Annotated in this window: 17 protein-coding genes and 1 rRNA gene; 11 read left to right on the plus strand and 7 right to left on the minus strand. The window is 66.4% G+C overall.

Annotated elements, in window-relative coordinates; all coding sequences use genetic code 11:
- Nucleotides 1-4 precede the first annotated feature (4 nt).
- Nucleotides 5-119, plus strand: a 5S ribosomal RNA gene (gene rrf / locus AAHH99_RS17740).
- Nucleotides 120-261: 142 nt separating this feature from the next.
- On the opposite strand, the gene AAHH99_RS17745 is transcribed toward rrf, so the two are convergent.
- Nucleotides 262-765: a methylated-DNA--[protein]-cysteine S-methyltransferase gene (locus AAHH99_RS17745; RefSeq protein ID WP_418769911.1), complete on the minus strand. Its 504-nt coding sequence runs from the start codon at nucleotides 763-765 to the stop codon at nucleotides 262-264.
- Nucleotides 766-1,011: 246 nt separating this feature from the next.
- Here AAHH99_RS17745 and AAHH99_RS17750 point away from each other — a divergent pair, with 246 nt between their 5' ends.
- Nucleotides 1,012-1,578 carry a dihydrofolate reductase family protein gene (locus AAHH99_RS17750; RefSeq protein ID WP_418769912.1) on the plus strand — a complete coding sequence of 189 codons (567 nt, stop codon included), beginning with the start codon at nucleotides 1,012-1,014 and terminating at the stop codon, nucleotides 1,576-1,578.
- A 69-nt stretch (nucleotides 1,579-1,647) separates the two neighbouring features.
- Here AAHH99_RS17750 and AAHH99_RS17755 read toward each other — a convergent pair whose 3' ends face one another.
- On the minus strand, nucleotides 1,648-2,010 hold the full coding sequence (locus AAHH99_RS17755) for a hypothetical protein (RefSeq protein WP_418769913.1): 363 nt from the start codon (nucleotides 2,008-2,010) through the stop codon (nucleotides 1,648-1,650).
- Between the two features lie 91 nt (nucleotides 2,011-2,101).
- Between AAHH99_RS17755 and AAHH99_RS17760 the strand changes: the two genes are divergently transcribed.
- Nucleotides 2,102-2,806, plus strand: a complete 705-nt coding sequence (locus tag AAHH99_RS17760) for a TetR/AcrR family transcriptional regulator (RefSeq protein WP_418769914.1) — start codon at nucleotides 2,102-2,104, stop codon at nucleotides 2,804-2,806.
- On the opposite strand, the gene AAHH99_RS17765 is transcribed toward AAHH99_RS17760, so the two are convergent.
- Complete coding sequence (locus AAHH99_RS17765; RefSeq protein ID WP_418769915.1) at nucleotides 2,803-4,296, minus strand: AlkA N-terminal domain-containing protein; 1,494 nt, start codon at nucleotides 4,294-4,296, stop codon at nucleotides 2,803-2,805. The genes AAHH99_RS17760 and AAHH99_RS17765 overlap by 4 nt on opposite strands.
- Nucleotides 4,297-4,482: 186 nt before the next feature.
- On the opposite strand from AAHH99_RS17765, the gene AAHH99_RS17770 reads away from it, so the two are divergent.
- The gene (locus AAHH99_RS17770; protein ID WP_064397358.1) at nucleotides 4,483-5,013 is read left to right on the plus strand and encodes a hypothetical protein; all 531 of its coding nucleotides are present in this window, start codon (nucleotides 4,483-4,485) and stop codon (nucleotides 5,011-5,013) included.
- A 15-nt stretch (nucleotides 5,014-5,028) separates the two neighbouring features.
- Here the strand turns inward: AAHH99_RS17770 and AAHH99_RS17775 are convergent, their stop codons facing one another.
- A complete protein-coding gene (locus tag AAHH99_RS17775) occupies nucleotides 5,029-5,736 on the minus strand; it encodes a TetR/AcrR family transcriptional regulator (protein WP_418769916.1) in 708 nt (235 codons plus the stop codon).
- Between the two features lie 82 nt (nucleotides 5,737-5,818).
- On the opposite strand from AAHH99_RS17775, the gene AAHH99_RS17780 reads away from it, so the two are divergent.
- Nucleotides 5,819-7,270, plus strand: coding sequence for a cytochrome P450 (locus AAHH99_RS17780; protein WP_418769917.1), 1,452 nt, complete (start codon nucleotides 5,819-5,821; stop codon nucleotides 7,268-7,270).
- 38 nt (nucleotides 7,271-7,308) lie between these two features.
- Here the strand turns inward: AAHH99_RS17780 and AAHH99_RS17785 are convergent, their stop codons facing one another.
- Nucleotides 7,309-7,965, minus strand: a complete 657-nt coding sequence (locus tag AAHH99_RS17785) for a TetR/AcrR family transcriptional regulator (protein WP_418769918.1) — start codon at nucleotides 7,963-7,965, stop codon at nucleotides 7,309-7,311.
- A 65-nt stretch (nucleotides 7,966-8,030) separates the two neighbouring features.
- On the opposite strand from AAHH99_RS17785, the gene AAHH99_RS17790 reads away from it, so the two are divergent.
- Entirely contained in the window at nucleotides 8,031-9,464 is a 1,434-nt protein-coding gene (locus AAHH99_RS17790; RefSeq protein ID WP_418769919.1) for a carotenoid oxygenase family protein, read from the plus strand.
- A 10-nt stretch (nucleotides 9,465-9,474) separates the two neighbouring features.
- Nucleotides 9,475-10,767 carry a glutaminase A gene (gene glsA / locus AAHH99_RS17795; RefSeq protein ID WP_418769920.1) on the plus strand — a complete coding sequence of 431 codons (1,293 nt, stop codon included), beginning with the start codon at nucleotides 9,475-9,477 and terminating at the stop codon, nucleotides 10,765-10,767.
- Here glsA and AAHH99_RS17800 read toward each other — a convergent pair.
- Nucleotides 10,756-12,360, minus strand: a complete 1,605-nt coding sequence (locus AAHH99_RS17800) for an adenylate/guanylate cyclase domain-containing protein (RefSeq protein ID WP_418769921.1) — start codon at nucleotides 12,358-12,360, stop codon at nucleotides 10,756-10,758. The two genes, glsA and AAHH99_RS17800, sit on opposite strands and share 12 nt — an antisense overlap.
- 45 nt (nucleotides 12,361-12,405) lie before the next feature.
- On the opposite strand from AAHH99_RS17800, the gene nucS reads away from it, so the two are divergent.
- Together nucS and AAHH99_RS17810 are read left to right on the plus strand one after the other, a co-directional pair.
- Nucleotides 12,406-13,077, plus strand: a complete 672-nt coding sequence (gene nucS / locus AAHH99_RS17805; RefSeq protein ID WP_064397347.1) for an endonuclease NucS — start codon at nucleotides 12,406-12,408, stop codon at nucleotides 13,075-13,077.
- The gene (locus tag AAHH99_RS17810) at nucleotides 13,077-13,370 is read left to right on the plus strand and encodes a hypothetical protein (protein ID WP_418769922.1); all 294 of its coding nucleotides are present in this window, start codon (nucleotides 13,077-13,079) and stop codon (nucleotides 13,368-13,370) included. Before nucS ends, AAHH99_RS17810 begins: the two co-directional genes overlap by 1 nt.
- Here AAHH99_RS17810 and mce read toward each other — a convergent pair.
- Nucleotides 13,367-13,843 carry a methylmalonyl-CoA epimerase gene (gene mce / locus AAHH99_RS17815; RefSeq protein ID WP_418769923.1) on the minus strand — a complete coding sequence of 159 codons (477 nt, stop codon included), beginning with the start codon at nucleotides 13,841-13,843 and terminating at the stop codon, nucleotides 13,367-13,369. The two genes, AAHH99_RS17810 and mce, sit on opposite strands and share 4 nt — an antisense overlap.
- 83 nt (nucleotides 13,844-13,926) lie before the next feature.
- Here mce and AAHH99_RS17820 point away from each other — a divergent pair, with 83 nt between their 5' ends.
- Both AAHH99_RS17820 and AAHH99_RS17825 read left to right on the plus strand, forming a co-directional pair.
- Nucleotides 13,927-15,129 carry an acetyl-CoA C-acetyltransferase gene (locus AAHH99_RS17820; RefSeq protein ID WP_418769924.1) on the plus strand — a complete coding sequence of 401 codons (1,203 nt, stop codon included), beginning with the start codon at nucleotides 13,927-13,929 and terminating at the stop codon, nucleotides 15,127-15,129.
- 44 nt (nucleotides 15,130-15,173) lie between these two features.
- Nucleotides 15,174-15,557, plus strand: coding sequence for a DUF3817 domain-containing protein (locus AAHH99_RS17825; protein ID WP_418769925.1), 384 nt, complete (start codon nucleotides 15,174-15,176; stop codon nucleotides 15,555-15,557).
- The last annotated feature ends 13 nt before the right edge of the window (nucleotides 15,558-15,570 follow it).

Here is a 15,570-nt window from a genome sequence, read left to right on the forward strand (position 1 = left end):
GAGTTACGGCGGTCAATAGCGGCAGGGAAACGCCCGGACCCATCCCGAACCCGGAAGCTAAGCCTGCCAGCGCCAATGATACTGCCCCACCCGGGCGGAAAAGTAGGACACCGCCGAACACAAATTAAGCCCTGTGGCCCCCAATTCGATTGGGGGCCACAGGCAATTGTACGGCACATATCTTCATCGGCGCCCTCTGAATTCGGAGTGGCGCCTCGCGCTTTAATCGCCGTAATGATTGTCGTGGCCGTGTAGGCCGATTCAGTCGAACAACGTCAACGCCGGCGAGACACGACTCTTCTCCATGTCGAGCAGCGCTCTTTTCCTGTCGAGGCCGCCGCCGTATCCGGTGAGGCTGCCATTCGCGCCGATGACCCGATGGCACGGCACGATGATGCCGATCGGGTTGTGCCCGTTGGCCAGACCGACCGCACGGAACGCACCCGCTGCTCCGATCTGGCGGGCGATCTCACCGTACGAGCGCGTCTCACCATAGGGAATGGTCAGCAGCGCTGCCCACACCTTTCGTTGAAACACCGTACCGACCATGTCGAGCTCCAAGTTGAATTCGGTGAGCTCACCGGCGAAATAGGCCTCGAGCTGTGCGACAGCCTCGGGAAAGGCGCCATCGTCAGGAACCCAGCCTTCCCGACTGGGCTCATACGTCTGGTCGACCATTCGCAGGTGCCTCAGCCGCGTGTCCTTGCCCGCAAGGGTAAGCGGACCGACCGGGCTGTCGACAACGCGAAAGTGTATGGCTTGCATCGCTTCTCCTTTGGCAGCCGCCGTCCGTCTGGCATGCGACCGCCGATGCTGGCCACCAATTGTCGCCGAAGCGGCCAGCTCCGTCGTGGTCAGCTCACTGCGGGTCTTGTGCACCATCCCACGATGGCACGCGTCCATGGATCGAGCTGGCGGAAATTCGACATCGTCGTCGGGAGCACTCTTGGCACCGGGACGACACGGTGTGGCATCGCGATGACTTCTGCCCTCCGGTGCAGTCTGATCGTCGTGGGCAGACTCATTTATGGCTTCAACGTGTCGGTGGACGGGTACATCGCGGACGCGCACGGCAGCATCGACTGGTCCGATCCGAGCGAAGAACTGCACCAGTACTGGAACGACTTCGAGCGGCAGACCGCCTTGTCGTTCTATGGGCGGCGGCTCTACGAACTGATGGCTGCGTACTGGCCGACCGCCGACGAGGCACCGGACGCGACTCCTTTGATCGTCGATTTCGCTCAGGTCTGGCGGGATATGCCCAAGGTCGTGTTCTCTCGCACCCTCGAGTCCGTCGACTGGAACTCGCGCCTGGAGCGCGGCGACCCCGTTGAGGTGGTGACAAAGGTGAAAGACGAAACCGACGGCAATTTGGAGGTCGCCGGTGCGACGCTGGCCGCCCCGATCGTGCAGGCCGGCCTGGTGGACGAGTATCGAATCCTGTTGGCGCCCACCGCGGTGGGCGGCGGCACCCCGTTCTTCCCGACACTGCCGTCCTGGATCTCGTTGCGGCTGTTGGAGAACCGCACCTTCGAGTGCGGCACGGTCCTGCTGCGTTACGAAGCCAAGCACGACTGATCGGACACGGCTAATGGCCTGCGGTCGCACGATGAGCGAGCTGTAGGTTGTCTCAGCCGCGAGAGGCGGTCAACACCGAACCGTGACGTAGACCGTGCTGTAGCGGATACGCTCCTGAGAACCGGTGGTACCGACGGGATCACGCACCGTGACGTCGTGTCCTTCGGCCACGCTGCTCACGTTGCACTGTGACAGCGGCGCTGTGCCCACGCGGTTGACGATCACCCTCTTACCCTTGCTCTCGAGGTTACGGATGGTGTCAATGGCGGTGCCGGGACCCGACGGCGCGGACTGCGCGACGCCGGCCAGGCCGACCGCCGAGAGCAGAACCGCCGCGGCCGCCACCGCGGAAAGCATCGACCGTCGTGCCAGTCGAGTCGCGGCGCCTTTGCCTTCGCTTCCGGTGTCTCGTCCGGTGTCGGTCGGTTCCATAGCCCGGCGCTCCGATCTGTTATCGATGGTATCGAATTAGTGCTATCGCTGATGTTATCAGCAGAACTTCAAAAGTGCTATCGTCGATAACGTGCAGAGAACCGAACTCGAGCCGCGAGAGCGCATCCTTCGCGCGGCCGCCGACCTTCTGACGAGGGAGGGGCGCGATGCGGTCACGACGCGCAGCGTCAGTGCTGCCGCGGCGGTGCAGCCGCCCACGATTTATCGGCACTTCGGTGATATGCGGCAATTGATCGGCGATGCCGCCAGCCTCGGCATGGTCGAGTACCTCACCGAGAAGCGAAGTCGACGCCTGACCGACGATCCGATCGAAGACCTACGAGGCGGGTGGGATTCACATATCGACTTCGGCGTGCGAAATCCACACGTCTACGCAGTGCTGTATGGAGACCCGCGGCCCAACGCCAGACCCAAGGCCGTGGTCGAGGGCGACGCGATCCTGCGCTATCTGATGCAGCGCATCGCCGAAGCCGGCCGCCTTCGCGTCGACGTCGACCGTGCCGCGGAGATGGTGCATTCGGCCTGTCGCGGTGTCGCGTTCACGCTGATCTCGCAACTACCCGAGGACCGTGACCCCGGGCTGTCGCATGCGACGCGAGAAGCCATCCTGGCGGCCATCACGACCGAAGGCTCCGACGACCCGTTCGGCGACACCCGTATCGCCACGCGCGCAATCGCCCTGAAATCCGTGCTGGAGTCGGCTGATACGAAAACCCTCAGCCCCACCGAAGCCGCACTGCTGCGAGAGTGGCTCGACCGTCTCGCGCGGAGCTAGACCGAGCCGCTCGCTTTCGGAGGCCAGTCGTTGACCGCATGATCGAGGGCGGTCCACAGGTGCTGCGTCACGTAGGACCGCCACGGTCGCCACCGGGTGCTGTGCTCGGTGAGCGCCCGCGCATCGGCGGGCAGACCCAGTTTTTCGGCCGCCATCCGCACGCCAAGGTCGGTGACCGGGAACGCGTCGGGGTCTCCCAACCCCCGCATGGCGATGATCTCCGCCGTCCACGGGCCGATTCCGGGCAATGCCTGCAGCTGCCCACGCGCGCTGTTCCAATCGCAGCCGGCATCCAGCACCACGTCGCCGTCGGCCAATGCGCGGATCAGCGACGTCACGGACCGTTGTCTGGACTTCGGGAATGCCAAATGGGCGGGGTCGATCTCCGCGAGATGCTCGACGGTCGGAAAGACATGCGTCAGACCACCGTTCACATCGGTGATCGGTTGACCGTAAGCCGACGCGAGCCGGCCGGCATGCGTGCGCGCAGCCTTCACTGACACCTGTTGGCCGAGCACCGCTCGTAGGGCCAGTTCCTGCTCGTCGACGGTGCGTGGGATGCGCTGCCCGGGAGCCTTGGCGACCAAGGCATTCAGGTCGGCGTCGGCGCCGAGCGCGTCGACGACCGCCTCGGGGTCGGCATCGAGGTCGAGCAGCCGTCGGCAGCGGGCGATGGCCGTGGCGAGGTCGCGGAAGTCGTCGAGCGCGACGCGGCACTGCACATGGTCCGGCTGCGGTGTGAGACAGACGATCCCGTTCCCGTTGGGCAGGCGCATGGTGCGGCGATAGGCGCCGTCGCGCACCTCTTCGACGCCCGGCACCGCACTGGCTGCCAGGTGCCCGAACAACCCCTCATACGCGAACGGGGTGCGGACCGGCAGCCGTAGGGATATGGCGCCGGCACCGTCCTCGCTTCGGCCCATGCGCGTTCGCGCGCGATGGCGCAATGCGGTTGGAGGTAGGTCGTACACCGTTCGGACGGTGTCGTTGAACTGGCGGATACTTGAGAAGCCTGATGCGAATGCGACGTCGCTGAACGGCAATTCGGTGGTCTCGATAAGCACACGCGCCGTCTGCGAACGCTGCGCCCGCGCCAGCGCGAGCGGATTGGCGCCGACTTCCGCCTGCAGGAGCCGCTCGACCTGGCGGGTGGTGTAGCCGAGCTTGGCGGCCAGCCCGGGGACACCTTCGCGGTCGACGATGCCGTCGGCGATCAGCCGCATGGCTCGCGCAACCACGTCGCCACGGACATTCCATTCCGGTGAACCCGGCGAGGCGTCGGGTCGGCACCGCTTACAGGCGCGAAATCCGGCCTTCTGGGCAGCCGCAGCGGTCGGATAGAAACGCATATTGCGGGCGTATGGGGGCCGGACCGGACAGCTCGGCCGGCAGTAGATCCCGGTGGTCAGCACCGCGGTGACGAACCAACCGTCGAACCGGGCGTCCTTGGACCGGACGGTCCGGTAGCAGCGGTCGAAATCGTCGTACATGCCTCTCACCATTACACGCGGCCCCCGACAGGACTGGCGGAAAACCGACATCGTCGTCGGAGGCTCATGAGTCGACGATCGAGACGGTTTGATCCAGCTAACGGGCCGGTTTCGGCGCGCTAACGATTCGAACCCGTCTGCCATTGTCAGGTGCGCAGATGCCGATGTCGTGGTGTCGTGGAAGCAATGTCGAATCGAGGGTGGGTTCTTGTCGGTGCCGTGGCCGCGTGCTCGGCCGCGGCTGCGTTCACCGTGCCCTCGGCCGTCGCCGCGCCGGCATCCGACACCCGCGGCTACGTCGACTCGACCGCGCGTTGTGCGGCGCCCTACTCGGCGGTGGTGTTCGGCAGCACCGCCACGTCGCGCGTGGCGATCTGCGAGACACCCAACGGCAGCTATGAATACCGCGGAGTGCGGTTGCGCGACGGCGCCAAACTGATCAAGACCGCCGAGAAATCAGGCAACACGTTCACGGTTGACAACGACGGAATCACCTACACCGTGTCCGAGGAATCGCTGATCCTCGCGGCGGGGTCGCGCGTCATCCGCGACGAGGCGATGCTGGATTTCCACGAGGTCTCCGCGTCGAGTCCAGGGACGTCGCCGCCGGCCTCGAACCCGGGGGCGTCGCCGCCCGCGGCGAGTTCGGCACCCACGACATCGCAGAAGCCGCTGCCACCACCGCTGCCCGCAGAAGTGGGGCACGACGAGAGCTGAAGGGACCGCAGCCTCTCAGTCGGCGACATCGGACACCCGGCTCGACGGGGCGGCTCCGGCTTCGTGATCACCTCCCAGGCGTCCTCGCGCGACTGCGGCGGCGCCGTCGCCGGTGATCAGCCACAGCGTGGTCAACTGAGAGATCAGCTCGTCGACGGTGATCGCCGCGGTGCCGTCGACGAAGGCCAGAACCGCATCGGCGGTGCCGCCGACCAGAAATGCCGGCGCGACCTTCGCCAGCGGGTCGCGGGCGAGTTCGACGCCGTGCACCGTGCGCGCGTGCTCGATCAGCACCTCGGTGAGGCTGCGCATCACCGCAACGCGGTGCGCACGCAGACCCGGGGTCGCGGCCACTCCGCCCAGCAGGACCCGCGCCCGGCGCGGATCGTCGACCAAGCTGTGCACCAGCGCCGTGACGCACGCAAGAGCCTGCTCGTCAACGGGTTTCGTCTGTGTTTGGACCGCAGCGCCCACGGTTGCATCGCGAACGGCCGTGGCGATGTCATCGATCACGGCGCCGGCCACTGCATCGACCTCGGTGAAACTCTCGTAGAAGTAGCGCTTGTTGAGGCCCGCGCCTGCGCACAAGCGCTCGACGGTCACATCGCGCCACTCGTCGCGGCTCATCGCCTCCAGGGCGGCCTCGAGCAGTCGCGACCGGCGCTGCTGCTGACGTTGCGCGCCGGAGACACCTCCGTAGCTGCGCGGTGACGACGAGGCCATGACTCAGATCGTCGCACCGTTGACAACGCTAGGACAAAACTGGCACGGTTACGTACCAGATATTCGACGAAGGGTTCGGCCGATGATCAACCTCATGGACCCGCCGGCCTCCCTGCTCGATGCGCGACAACGGCTCCAGGGGCGGCTCCAGGAGGTCGGCGCGTCGGTCAGCGACCGGTGGCCGAGTCGCGACTGCCCGTTGGCGCCACCGCCTGCCGGGTCCGGGCTCGCGCCGGTGATGGGCAATTACGGCATGCCGTTCCTCGGCCACGTCCTGCCCACCCTGGTCGATCCGTTGGAGTTCGCCCGGCGTCGGTACGCGAAGTACGGCCCGGTGTCGTGGGCCGGCGGGGTCGGATTCCGGGTCGTCGTGTTACTGGGACCCGAAGCGCTCGAGGCGGCATGGGTCAACCGGGACAAGGCGCTGTCGAGCACCCGGGGATGGGCACCGGTGATCGGGCCCTTCTTCCATCGCGGCATCATGCTGCTTGATTTCGAGGAACACCGCGACCACCGGCGCATCATGCAGCGGGCGTTCACGCGCACTGCACTCAACACGTATCTCACCGACACCGCCGACGGCATCGACCGCGCGTTGGCAACTTGGCGGCCGGCAGCCCGTTTTCCGATGTATCCATCGATCAAGCAGATGCTGCTGCAACAGGCCGCCGAGGTGTTCGTCGGCACTGAAATCGGCGTGGAGTCCGACCAACTCATCCGCGACTTCCACGACACCGTGCACGGCGGTCAGGCCATCGTCCGCGCCGATGTGCCCGGCGGGACCTGGGCGCGAGGACTGCGGGCGCGAGAACGCCTCGAGCGCCACTTCGGCAGGCAGATCGCGGACCGCCGTCGCCGCGAGGGCGCCGATCTGTTCTCGATGCTGTGTCGCAGCGAATCCGACGACGGGCAACGTTTCACCGACGCCGACATCGTCAACCACATGATCTTCCTTTTGATGGCCGCTCACGACACCACGGCCATCGCCCTGGCCATGCTCGTCTACGAGCTGGGGCGAAACATCCGCTGGCAGAACATCCTTCGTGACGAGGCCGTCGCCCATCCGATTCTTTCACCCACCCTCGACGACCTGGAACAGTTCCCCTTGCTGGATGCCGCGTTCAAGGAAGTGCTGCGCATGTATGCCCCGGCGGGATCGCTGTTCCGCCAGGCGATTCGCGACACGGAGATCTGCGGGCACTACATACCGCGCAAGGCCCAGATCGCCATTAGCGTGCACGCCTCGATGCGGCTGGCCGACTGGTGGCCCGCGCCCGACACGTTCGACCCTTCGCGGTTCACCGACGCGACCAACCGCGCGGCGGTCAACCGGTATGCGTTCGCGCCCTTCGGGGGTGGCGCCCACAAGTGCATCGGCCAGCAGTTCGCCGATATGACGGTCAAGACGGTGATGCACAAGCTGTTGCGCCGCTTCCACTGGAGTGTGCCCGACGGTTACTGCGTCCCGCTCACGTGGGGGACCGGGCCCACGCCCGCCGACTCGCTGCCGATCGAGCTCGAAACGCTCGCTTGAGATTTCGGTCGTGCACGGCAGCCGGCCCCGCGTGATGGCTACGGCCCGAGCAGGGTCGTCATAGCGGTCGTTAGCGAAGCCATCGTGCGGTCCCGCTCGTCACCAAGTCCGACCAGCGTGTCGACGGTCAACGGACCGAGGATCTGAGTCAGGCCGTGCCCCTCGTGCCCGAAGAACCCGGCGATCTCCAGCAGCACCGCACCGTGGCTGATGCTCCACAGCCGCCCCGCGACGGCCGCTTCCCCGTCGTCGCGGATGCGCCCGGCCTCGATCATCCGGCGCACGCCGGTGAGCAGTGCATCGAACGACACCGCCCACTCGCTTCGGGCGCTGGCGCTGCCGGTGACCGTGAGGTCGGCGTGGTACCGGTTCAACGACTCGGCCGCGGTGCCGAACATCATCTGGTAGCGCTGCGGGTTCTGCAGTGCGAATTCCCGGTAGCGAGCGCCCATCACGAAGAAGTCCGCGACCGGGTCCTCGGTCGGTGTCACCTCGGTCAGGGCCCGCGTGAAGCGGGCGAACGACTCTCCGGCGATCGCGTCGACCAAACCCGCCATGCCCCCGAAGTGGGTGTACACCGCCATCGTGGAGGTTCCGGTTTCGGCGGCCAACTTGCGCGCGCTGAGGGCAGCCAGGCCGTCGCGCTCGAGGATGCGGATGCCGGCCTCGACCAGGTGCTCTCGAGCGCCGCTCACCCTTGCCATGGTGCCATAACGGTGTTATACAGAGGACGTCATAACGCTGTTATAGGGATGTTCCGATGACGAACCGTTACCTCGAAGGCGCCTTCGCGCCGATTCACGACGAGCACACGCTGACCGACCTCGAGGTCACCGGGACGATTCCCGACCACCTCGACGGTCGCTATCTGCGCAACGGCCCGAATCCGATCGGGGAACTCGATCCCGAGCTGTACCACTGGTTCATCGGAGACGGGATGGTGCACGGCATCCGGATCCGCGACGGCAGGGCGGAGTGGTATCGCAACCGGTGGGTCCGCGGTCCGCAGACCGCGCGGGCCCTGGGAGAGCGGCCCCCGAAGGGACACTTCCCGATCTCGGGAATCGGCGCCAACACCAACGTCATCGGACATGCCGGCAAGACAATCGCGCTGATCGAATCCGGTGTGACGAACGTCGAACTGACCGACGAACTCGACACCGTCGGCGTGTGCGATTTCGACGGGACGCTGACCGGCGGTTACACCGCGCACCCCAAGCGCGACCCGGACACCGGTGAGCTGCACGCGGTCTCGTACAGCATGTATCGCGGCAACACGGTGCAGTACTCGGTGATCGACACCGGCGGGCGCGCGCGACGCACGGTCGACGTCGAGGTCGCGGGAAGCCCGATGATGCACGACTTCTCGCTGACCGAGAACCACGTCGTGTTCTACGACCTGCCGGTGTCGTTCGACGCCGGTATGGCAGTGGAGATGACGGTTCCGCGCGGTCTTCGGTTCGTCTCCCGGCTGGTGTTGTCGGCCCTCATCGGCCGGGTGCGCATCCCCGACCCGATCAGCGCGCGGCAACCGCGGGGCCAGACGACCGATCGCCGCTTCCCGTACTCGTGGAACCCGCGGTATCCGGCACGCGTAGGCGTGATGCCACGCGAGGGCGGTAACGCCGATGTGCGTTGGTTCGACGTCGAGCCCTGCTATGTGTTCCATCCGATGAACGCCTACGACGACGGCGACACCATCGTGCTCGACGTCGTTCGTCACCCGAAGATGTTCGACACCAACCAGCTTGGCCCCGACGAGGGACCCCCGACGCTCGACCGCTGGACGGTCGATCTCGCCGACGGGAAGATCCGCGAATCGCGCATCGACGATCGCGGTCAGGAGTTTCCCCGTGTCGATGAACGCCGCGTCGGTAGGCGCCACCGCTACGGATATGCGCCGAGTGTCCGCGGTGGTGAGGCCGCCGACGTCCTGCTCAAGCACGACTTCGTCGGTGGTGCAACCCAGTCGCGGTCCTTCGGCGAAGGGAAAGCGCTCGGGGAGTTCGTTTTCGAGCCGTCATCACCCGATGCTGCCGAGGACGACGGCGTGCTGATGGGCTATATCTACGACCGCCGCACCGACCGCAGCGAGCTGGCGCTGCTCGACGCGCAGACCCTCGAAGACGTCGCAACCATCCGGCTGCCGCACCGCGTGCCCGCGGGGTTCCACGGAAACTGGGTACCGGCCTAGGATTCACTTCATGGCCGAACTGGTGCAGCGGTTCCTGGACCAGATTCGGAAGCAGCACGCCGACAATGACGAAGGTGCGCTGGCCGACTACATCCCCGAACTGAGATCGGTCGACCCCAACGGCTTCGGCCTGTCGTTGTCCATGGCCGATGGCCATGTCTACGAATCCGGCGACGCGGCAATCGAATTCACCATCCAATCGATATCGAAGCCGTTCACCTACGCGCTCGCGCTCGAGCGTATCGGCGTGGAACCCGTCGACGCCAAGATCGGCGTGGAGCCCTCCGGCGAGGCGTTCAACCAGATCAGCGTCGACGAAACCACCAAGACGCCGAAGAACCCGATGATCAACGCAGGCGCGATCGCCGCGGCATCCCTGATACCCGGCGCCAACGCCGACGAGCGGTTCAACCAGATTCACGAGTTCTATTCGGCGTTCGCGGGCCGCGAACTCGCAATCGATCACGACGTCTACGGCTCAGAGCAGGCGACCGGCAGCCGTAACCGCGCGATCGCCTACATGCTGCAGAGTTTCGGCGTGCTCGACGGCGATCCCGATGAGACGCTCGACGTCTACTTCCGGCAGTGCTCGATCAAGGTGACCACCACGGATCTGGCCACAATGGCCGCCACGCTCGCCCGAGGCGGCGTCGAGCCCGTGGCGGGACGGCGCGTGGCCAGCGCGGCGGTCGTGCAACGCACGCTGAGCGTGATGGTCACGTGCGGGATGTACGACGCGGCGGGGGATTGGGCCAGCGCCGTCGGCATGCCCGCCAAGAGCGGCGTCGGCGGTGGGATTGCGGCGGTGCTGCCCGGCCAGCTCGGAATCGGCGTCTACTCACCTCGGCTGGATGCCAAGGGCAACAGCGTGCGTGGGACCGAGGTGTGTCGCAGCCTGTCGGCGGATCTCGGCCTGCACTTCCTCGCGCACACCCGCGAGTCGCGGTCGACGATCCGCAACGCGTACGACGTCAGACCGGGTGTGCGGGTATTCGAACTGCACGGCGACCTGCTGTTCGCCGGCGCCGAGCAGGTTCTGCGCAGGGTGTACTCCGAGCGCGAAGCATTCGACGTCGCGATCCTCGAATTGTCACGGGTCGACGACGTCGACGACCCGGCGCGCCGCATGTTCGCGGGCATGCGCGAATCGCTCGTGGCCGCGGGCAAGGAGGGCTACGTGGTCGACCCCGACCGGTTGCTGACCGCGAGCCATACCGAAGGTTTCGACGCCAGGGTGTACAGCACGCTCGAGGACGCGCTGAGCGCCACGGCGAACCTACGCACCGGCGACTCAGGCGGGTAGGGCCAATCTGGTCGGCTCGTCGTGGCCCCGTAACGTCACCTCGTCGCCCAATCGCCAATGGGCGCACTCGGTTTCGCCGGCACGGGAGAGCGCGCCGGCGCTGGCGAGAACGTGCGCGGGGGTCTCCTTGGCCAGTTCACACAGCCGGGCCGCCTCGTTGACGGGTTCGCCGATCACGGTGTACTCGAAGCGTTCCCGGGCGCCCACGTTGCCCGCCACCGCGTCGCCGGCGGCGACCCCGATGCCGGCGTCGAATTCGGGAACCTCCTCGTGGATGCGCCGCGCGATCGCCCGCGCGGCGGCCAGCGCCGAATCCTCCGGGTTCTCAAGGCGGACCGGAGCGCCGAACACCGCGAGCGCACCGTCGCCTTCGAATTTGTTGACGAAGCCGTGGTGGCGATCGACCTCCTCCACGACCACCTTGAAGAACCGGTTGAGGAGGTCGACGACCTCGGTGGCGCGCTTGGAAGTGACCAGCTTCGTCGATCCGATGATGTCGACGAAGATCACCGCGACGTGGCGCTCCTCGCCGCCGAGCTTGGGCCGCTGCTTCTCCGCCTCGGCGGCGACCTCGCGCCCGACGTGGCGACCGAAGATGTCGCGCAAGCGTTCCCGTTCCTTGAGACCCTGCACCATCGAGTTGAATCCGCGCTGCAGCTCGCCGAGTTCGGTGCCGTCGAAGACGACCAGATCGCAATCCATGTCGCCGCGTTCGACGTGTTTGAGCGCGGCGCGCACGGTCCGCAGCGGCGTCGCGGTCAGCCACGACAGGATCCATATCAGCACGAAACCGAAGGCGAGCGCGAACAGCGCGAGGATGATCACGGCGACGGTGAACTGCGTCGGCGTCACATTGCGCAGCGCCAGGGTGATGATGGCTGCGAGCAGGATGCCGAGCACGGGAACCCCGGACCCCAAGGCCCACACCAACATCGTGCGGCCCATGATGCCGGCGGCGAATCGCCGTGGCGGCCGGCCCGCCTCGAGTGCCTGTGCGGCCACCGGCCGCAACGCGAACTCGGTGAAGAGGTAACAACTTGCCGACACGACGATGCCGGGAAAGCTGATGCCCAGCGCGACCTTCGGGATGAAGTTCGGGTCGACCAGTCCGTAAAGGGTGGTGATCAGCGCCGTGCCGACCCCCCACAGCGCGAGCAGCACCCGCGTCAGCCGCCACGGCGCATAGAACGTGTTGCGCTGATCCCGCACGGTGGGTGGGCGCTCCTCGATGGCCCAGCGAACGTTGTTCATCACGCGCCGCGTCGCCCAGATGATCCCGATCACCAGGGCGGTCAGGATGTAGGCGGGCGTCACGATCGCGGTGATCCAGCGGACGTCGGGGTCGAAGACGCTGGGCACCGGGAACGTCACGGTGACGACGAGGACCGCGACACCGATGCCGATCAGGTTGGCGATGACCACGATCGTGGTCAAGATGATCTGAATTCTGATCCGCCGCCGATGCTGACTCTCGGATTCCTTGCCCAGCAGCCATGACCCGTAGTCCGGTGTGTCGGTCAACCGCCCACTCTGGCGGGTCACCGTCTCCAGGACGCGACCCAGCCGATGTGCGACGCTCCTGTTGGCGGTCATCGTCCCCTTAGCCTAAATTGCCGGGGGGCGACCTAAGGTGGTCGGGTGCGTCTCGTGATCGCCCAGTGCACTGTCGACTATGTCGGACGCCTGACCGCTCACCTGCCTTCGGCGCGGCGGCTGCTGCTGATCAAGGCGGATGGTTCGGTGAGCGTGCACGCCGACGACCGTGCCTACAAACCGTTGAACTGGATGACCCCGCCGTGTCGCCTCACCGAGGACACCTCCGGCCCGACGCCCGTGTGGGTGGTCGAGAACAAGGCCGGTGAGCAGCTGCGAATCACCGTCGAAGCCATCGAACACGACTCCAGCCACGAACTCGGCGTCGATCCCGGCCTGGTCAAGGACGGCGTCGAGGCGCATCTGCAGGAGCTGTTGGCCGAGCACGTCGAATTGCTCGGGGCGGGTTACACGCTGGTCCGGCGCGAGTACATGACCGCGATCGGCCCGGTCGACCTGTTGTGTCGCGACGCCAACGGCGGGTCGGTCGCGGTGGAGATCAAGCGCCGCGGCGAGATCGACGGGGTGGAGCAGCTCACCCGTTATCTCGAGCTTCTCAACCGCGACAGCCTGCTGGCCCCGGTCGCCGGCGTCTTCGCCGCCCAGCAGATCAAGCCGCAGGCCCGCACGCTCGCCACCGACCGCGGCATCCGCTGCGTGACGTTGGACTACGACAAGATGCGCGGCATGGACAGCGACGAGTTCCGGCTGTTCTGATGGCCCGCAAGCGGTCTCGTCGGCGTTCCGGGCGGCCGCCACCGCCGCTGCCTGCGCCACGACGCGTCGAGACCGGGCCGGACGGCTACGAGTACGAGGTGCGTCCGATCGCCGCCGCGCGGGCCACCAAGACGTACCGGTGTCCGGGGTGTGATCACGAAATCCGGCCTGGCACAGCACATGTCGTGGTACTTCCGGCCGATATGGGCGAGCGGGCCGACGACCGTCGGCACTGGCACACGCCGTGCTGGACGCACCGCGCGACGCGTGGCCCGACCCGCAAGTGGTCTTAGTGGTCGCTGTCCGCAGCGGGCTCGACGAGCTCGACGAGGACGCCGCCGGCGTCCTTCGGGTGGATGAAGTTGATCCTCGAGTTCGCGGTGCCGCGGCGCGGGGCGTCGTAGAGCAACCGCACGCCGTCGGCGCGCAGGCGCTCGCTGAGTGCGTCGATGTCGCTGACGCGGTAGGCCAGTTGCTGAAGACCGGGGCCGCGCTTGTCGATGAATTTGGCGATCGTCGAGGTCTCGTCCAGCGGCGCCATCAACTGGATCTGCGCGCTGCCGACGGGGGCGGCGCGCACCGAGAGCATCGCCTCGCGCACGCCCTGGTCCTCGTTGATCTCCTCGTGAAGAACGATCATGCCGAGATGGTCGTGGTACCACTTGATCGCGGCGTCGAGGTCCGGAACGGCGATCCCCACGTGATCGATCGCCGTCACGAGTGCGCTGGCGAGCGCTGGACGTGCGTCTACGTGTTCGGTGGTCATAACGTAACGGTAACCTTGAGACAGATGTTTGTGGAATGTGTCATGGAACACAGATCGCTATACCCACTTTTTGGAGGTAGTAAATGACCACGTCGGTGATCGTTTCCGGGGCACGCACACCGGTCGGCAAGCTGATGGGCTCGCTGAAGGACTTCTCCGGCAGCGACCTCGGCGGGATCGCGATCAAGGCGGCGCTAGAGAAGGGCAACGTCGACGCGGCCGCCGTCGAGTACGTGATCATGGGCCAGGTCCTCACCGCGGGCGCCGGGCAGATGCCGGCCCGGCAGGCCGCCGTCGGGGCGGGTATCGGTTGGGATGTGCCCTCGCTGACCATCAACAAGATGTGCCTGTCGGGTATCGATTCGATCGCGCTGGCCGACCAGTTGATCCGTGCCGGCGAGTTCGACGTCGTCGTGGCCGGCGGCCAGGAATCGATGACCCAGGCGCCGCACCTGCTGATGAACAGTCGGTCGGGCTACAAGTACGGCGACGTCACCGTGCTCGACCACATGGCCTACGACGGTCTGCACGACGTGTTCACCGATCAGCCGATGGGCGCGCTCACCGAGCAGCGCAACGATGTCGACCAGTTCACCCGCGCCGAACAGGACGAGTTCGCCGCCCGTTCCCACCAGAAAGCCGCTGCCGCTTGGAAAGACGGTGTCTACGCCGACGAGGTGGTGCCGGTGCAGATCCCGCAGCGCAAGGGCGACCCGCTGGAGTTCTCCGAGGACGAGGGCATCCGCGCCAACACCACGGTGGAGTCGCTGGCCGGTTTGAAGCCGGCATTCCGCAAGGACGGGACCATCACCGCCGGGTCGGCCTCGCAGATCTCCGACGGTGCGTGTGCCGTCGTCGTGATGAATAAAGCCAAGGCCGAGGAACTGGGGCTGTCGTGGCTGTGTGAGATCGGTGCGCACGGTGTCGTCGCAGGCCCCGACTCCACGCTGCAGTCGCAGCCGGCCAACGCCATCAAGAAGGCGGTTGCGCGCGAGGGCATCTCGGTCGACCAGCTCGACGTCATCGAGATCAACGAGGCGTTCTCCGCGGTCGCGCTGGCCTCAACAAAGGAACTCGGAGTCGATCCCGACAAGGTCAACGTCAACGGCGGTGCGATCGCCATCGGACATCCGATCGGGATGTCGGGCGCCCGCATCACGTTGCATGCCGCGCTTGAGCTGGCCCATCGCCGGGGCGACGGGAAGGACCAGGGTTCTGGTTACGCCGTGGCCGCGCTGTGCGGGGCCGGCGGTCAGGGCGATGCGCTGATCCTCCGCGCACGCTGAGGGCCTACGACGTCGTGTAGTAATCGACACGTGTTTCGGGCACAATGGCGGCCATGACTCGCCTGCTGAACCAGCGCACCGTCGCGGGATGGTTTCGTTTCGTCGCGCTGCTCGAGGCGGTGAGCTGGGTCGGACTGCTGATCGGCATGTACTTCAAGTACCTCGGCAGCCCGCGCACCGAGATCGGCGTCAAGGTGTTCGGCCCCGCCCACGGAGCCGTCTTCGTGGCGTTCGTCGCGCTCGGGCTGCTCGCGGCCGTGATGTTCAAATGGGCGACCGGTACGTGGTTGCTGGGGATCGTCGCGAGCATCGTGCCGCTCGCCAGTGTGGTCTTCCTCATATGGGTGGAGCGCACCGGCCGGCTGGGTGCGGAGTCCGTCGTCGCGTCGATCGCGCGACCGGGGCAGCCGGTCGGTGAAACGACGTGACAAACTTATGGGC

This window comes from Mycobacterium neumannii (assembly GCF_048452905.1).
Lineage (GTDB): Bacteria > Actinomycetota > Actinomycetes > Mycobacteriales > Mycobacteriaceae > Mycobacterium > Mycobacterium neumannii_B.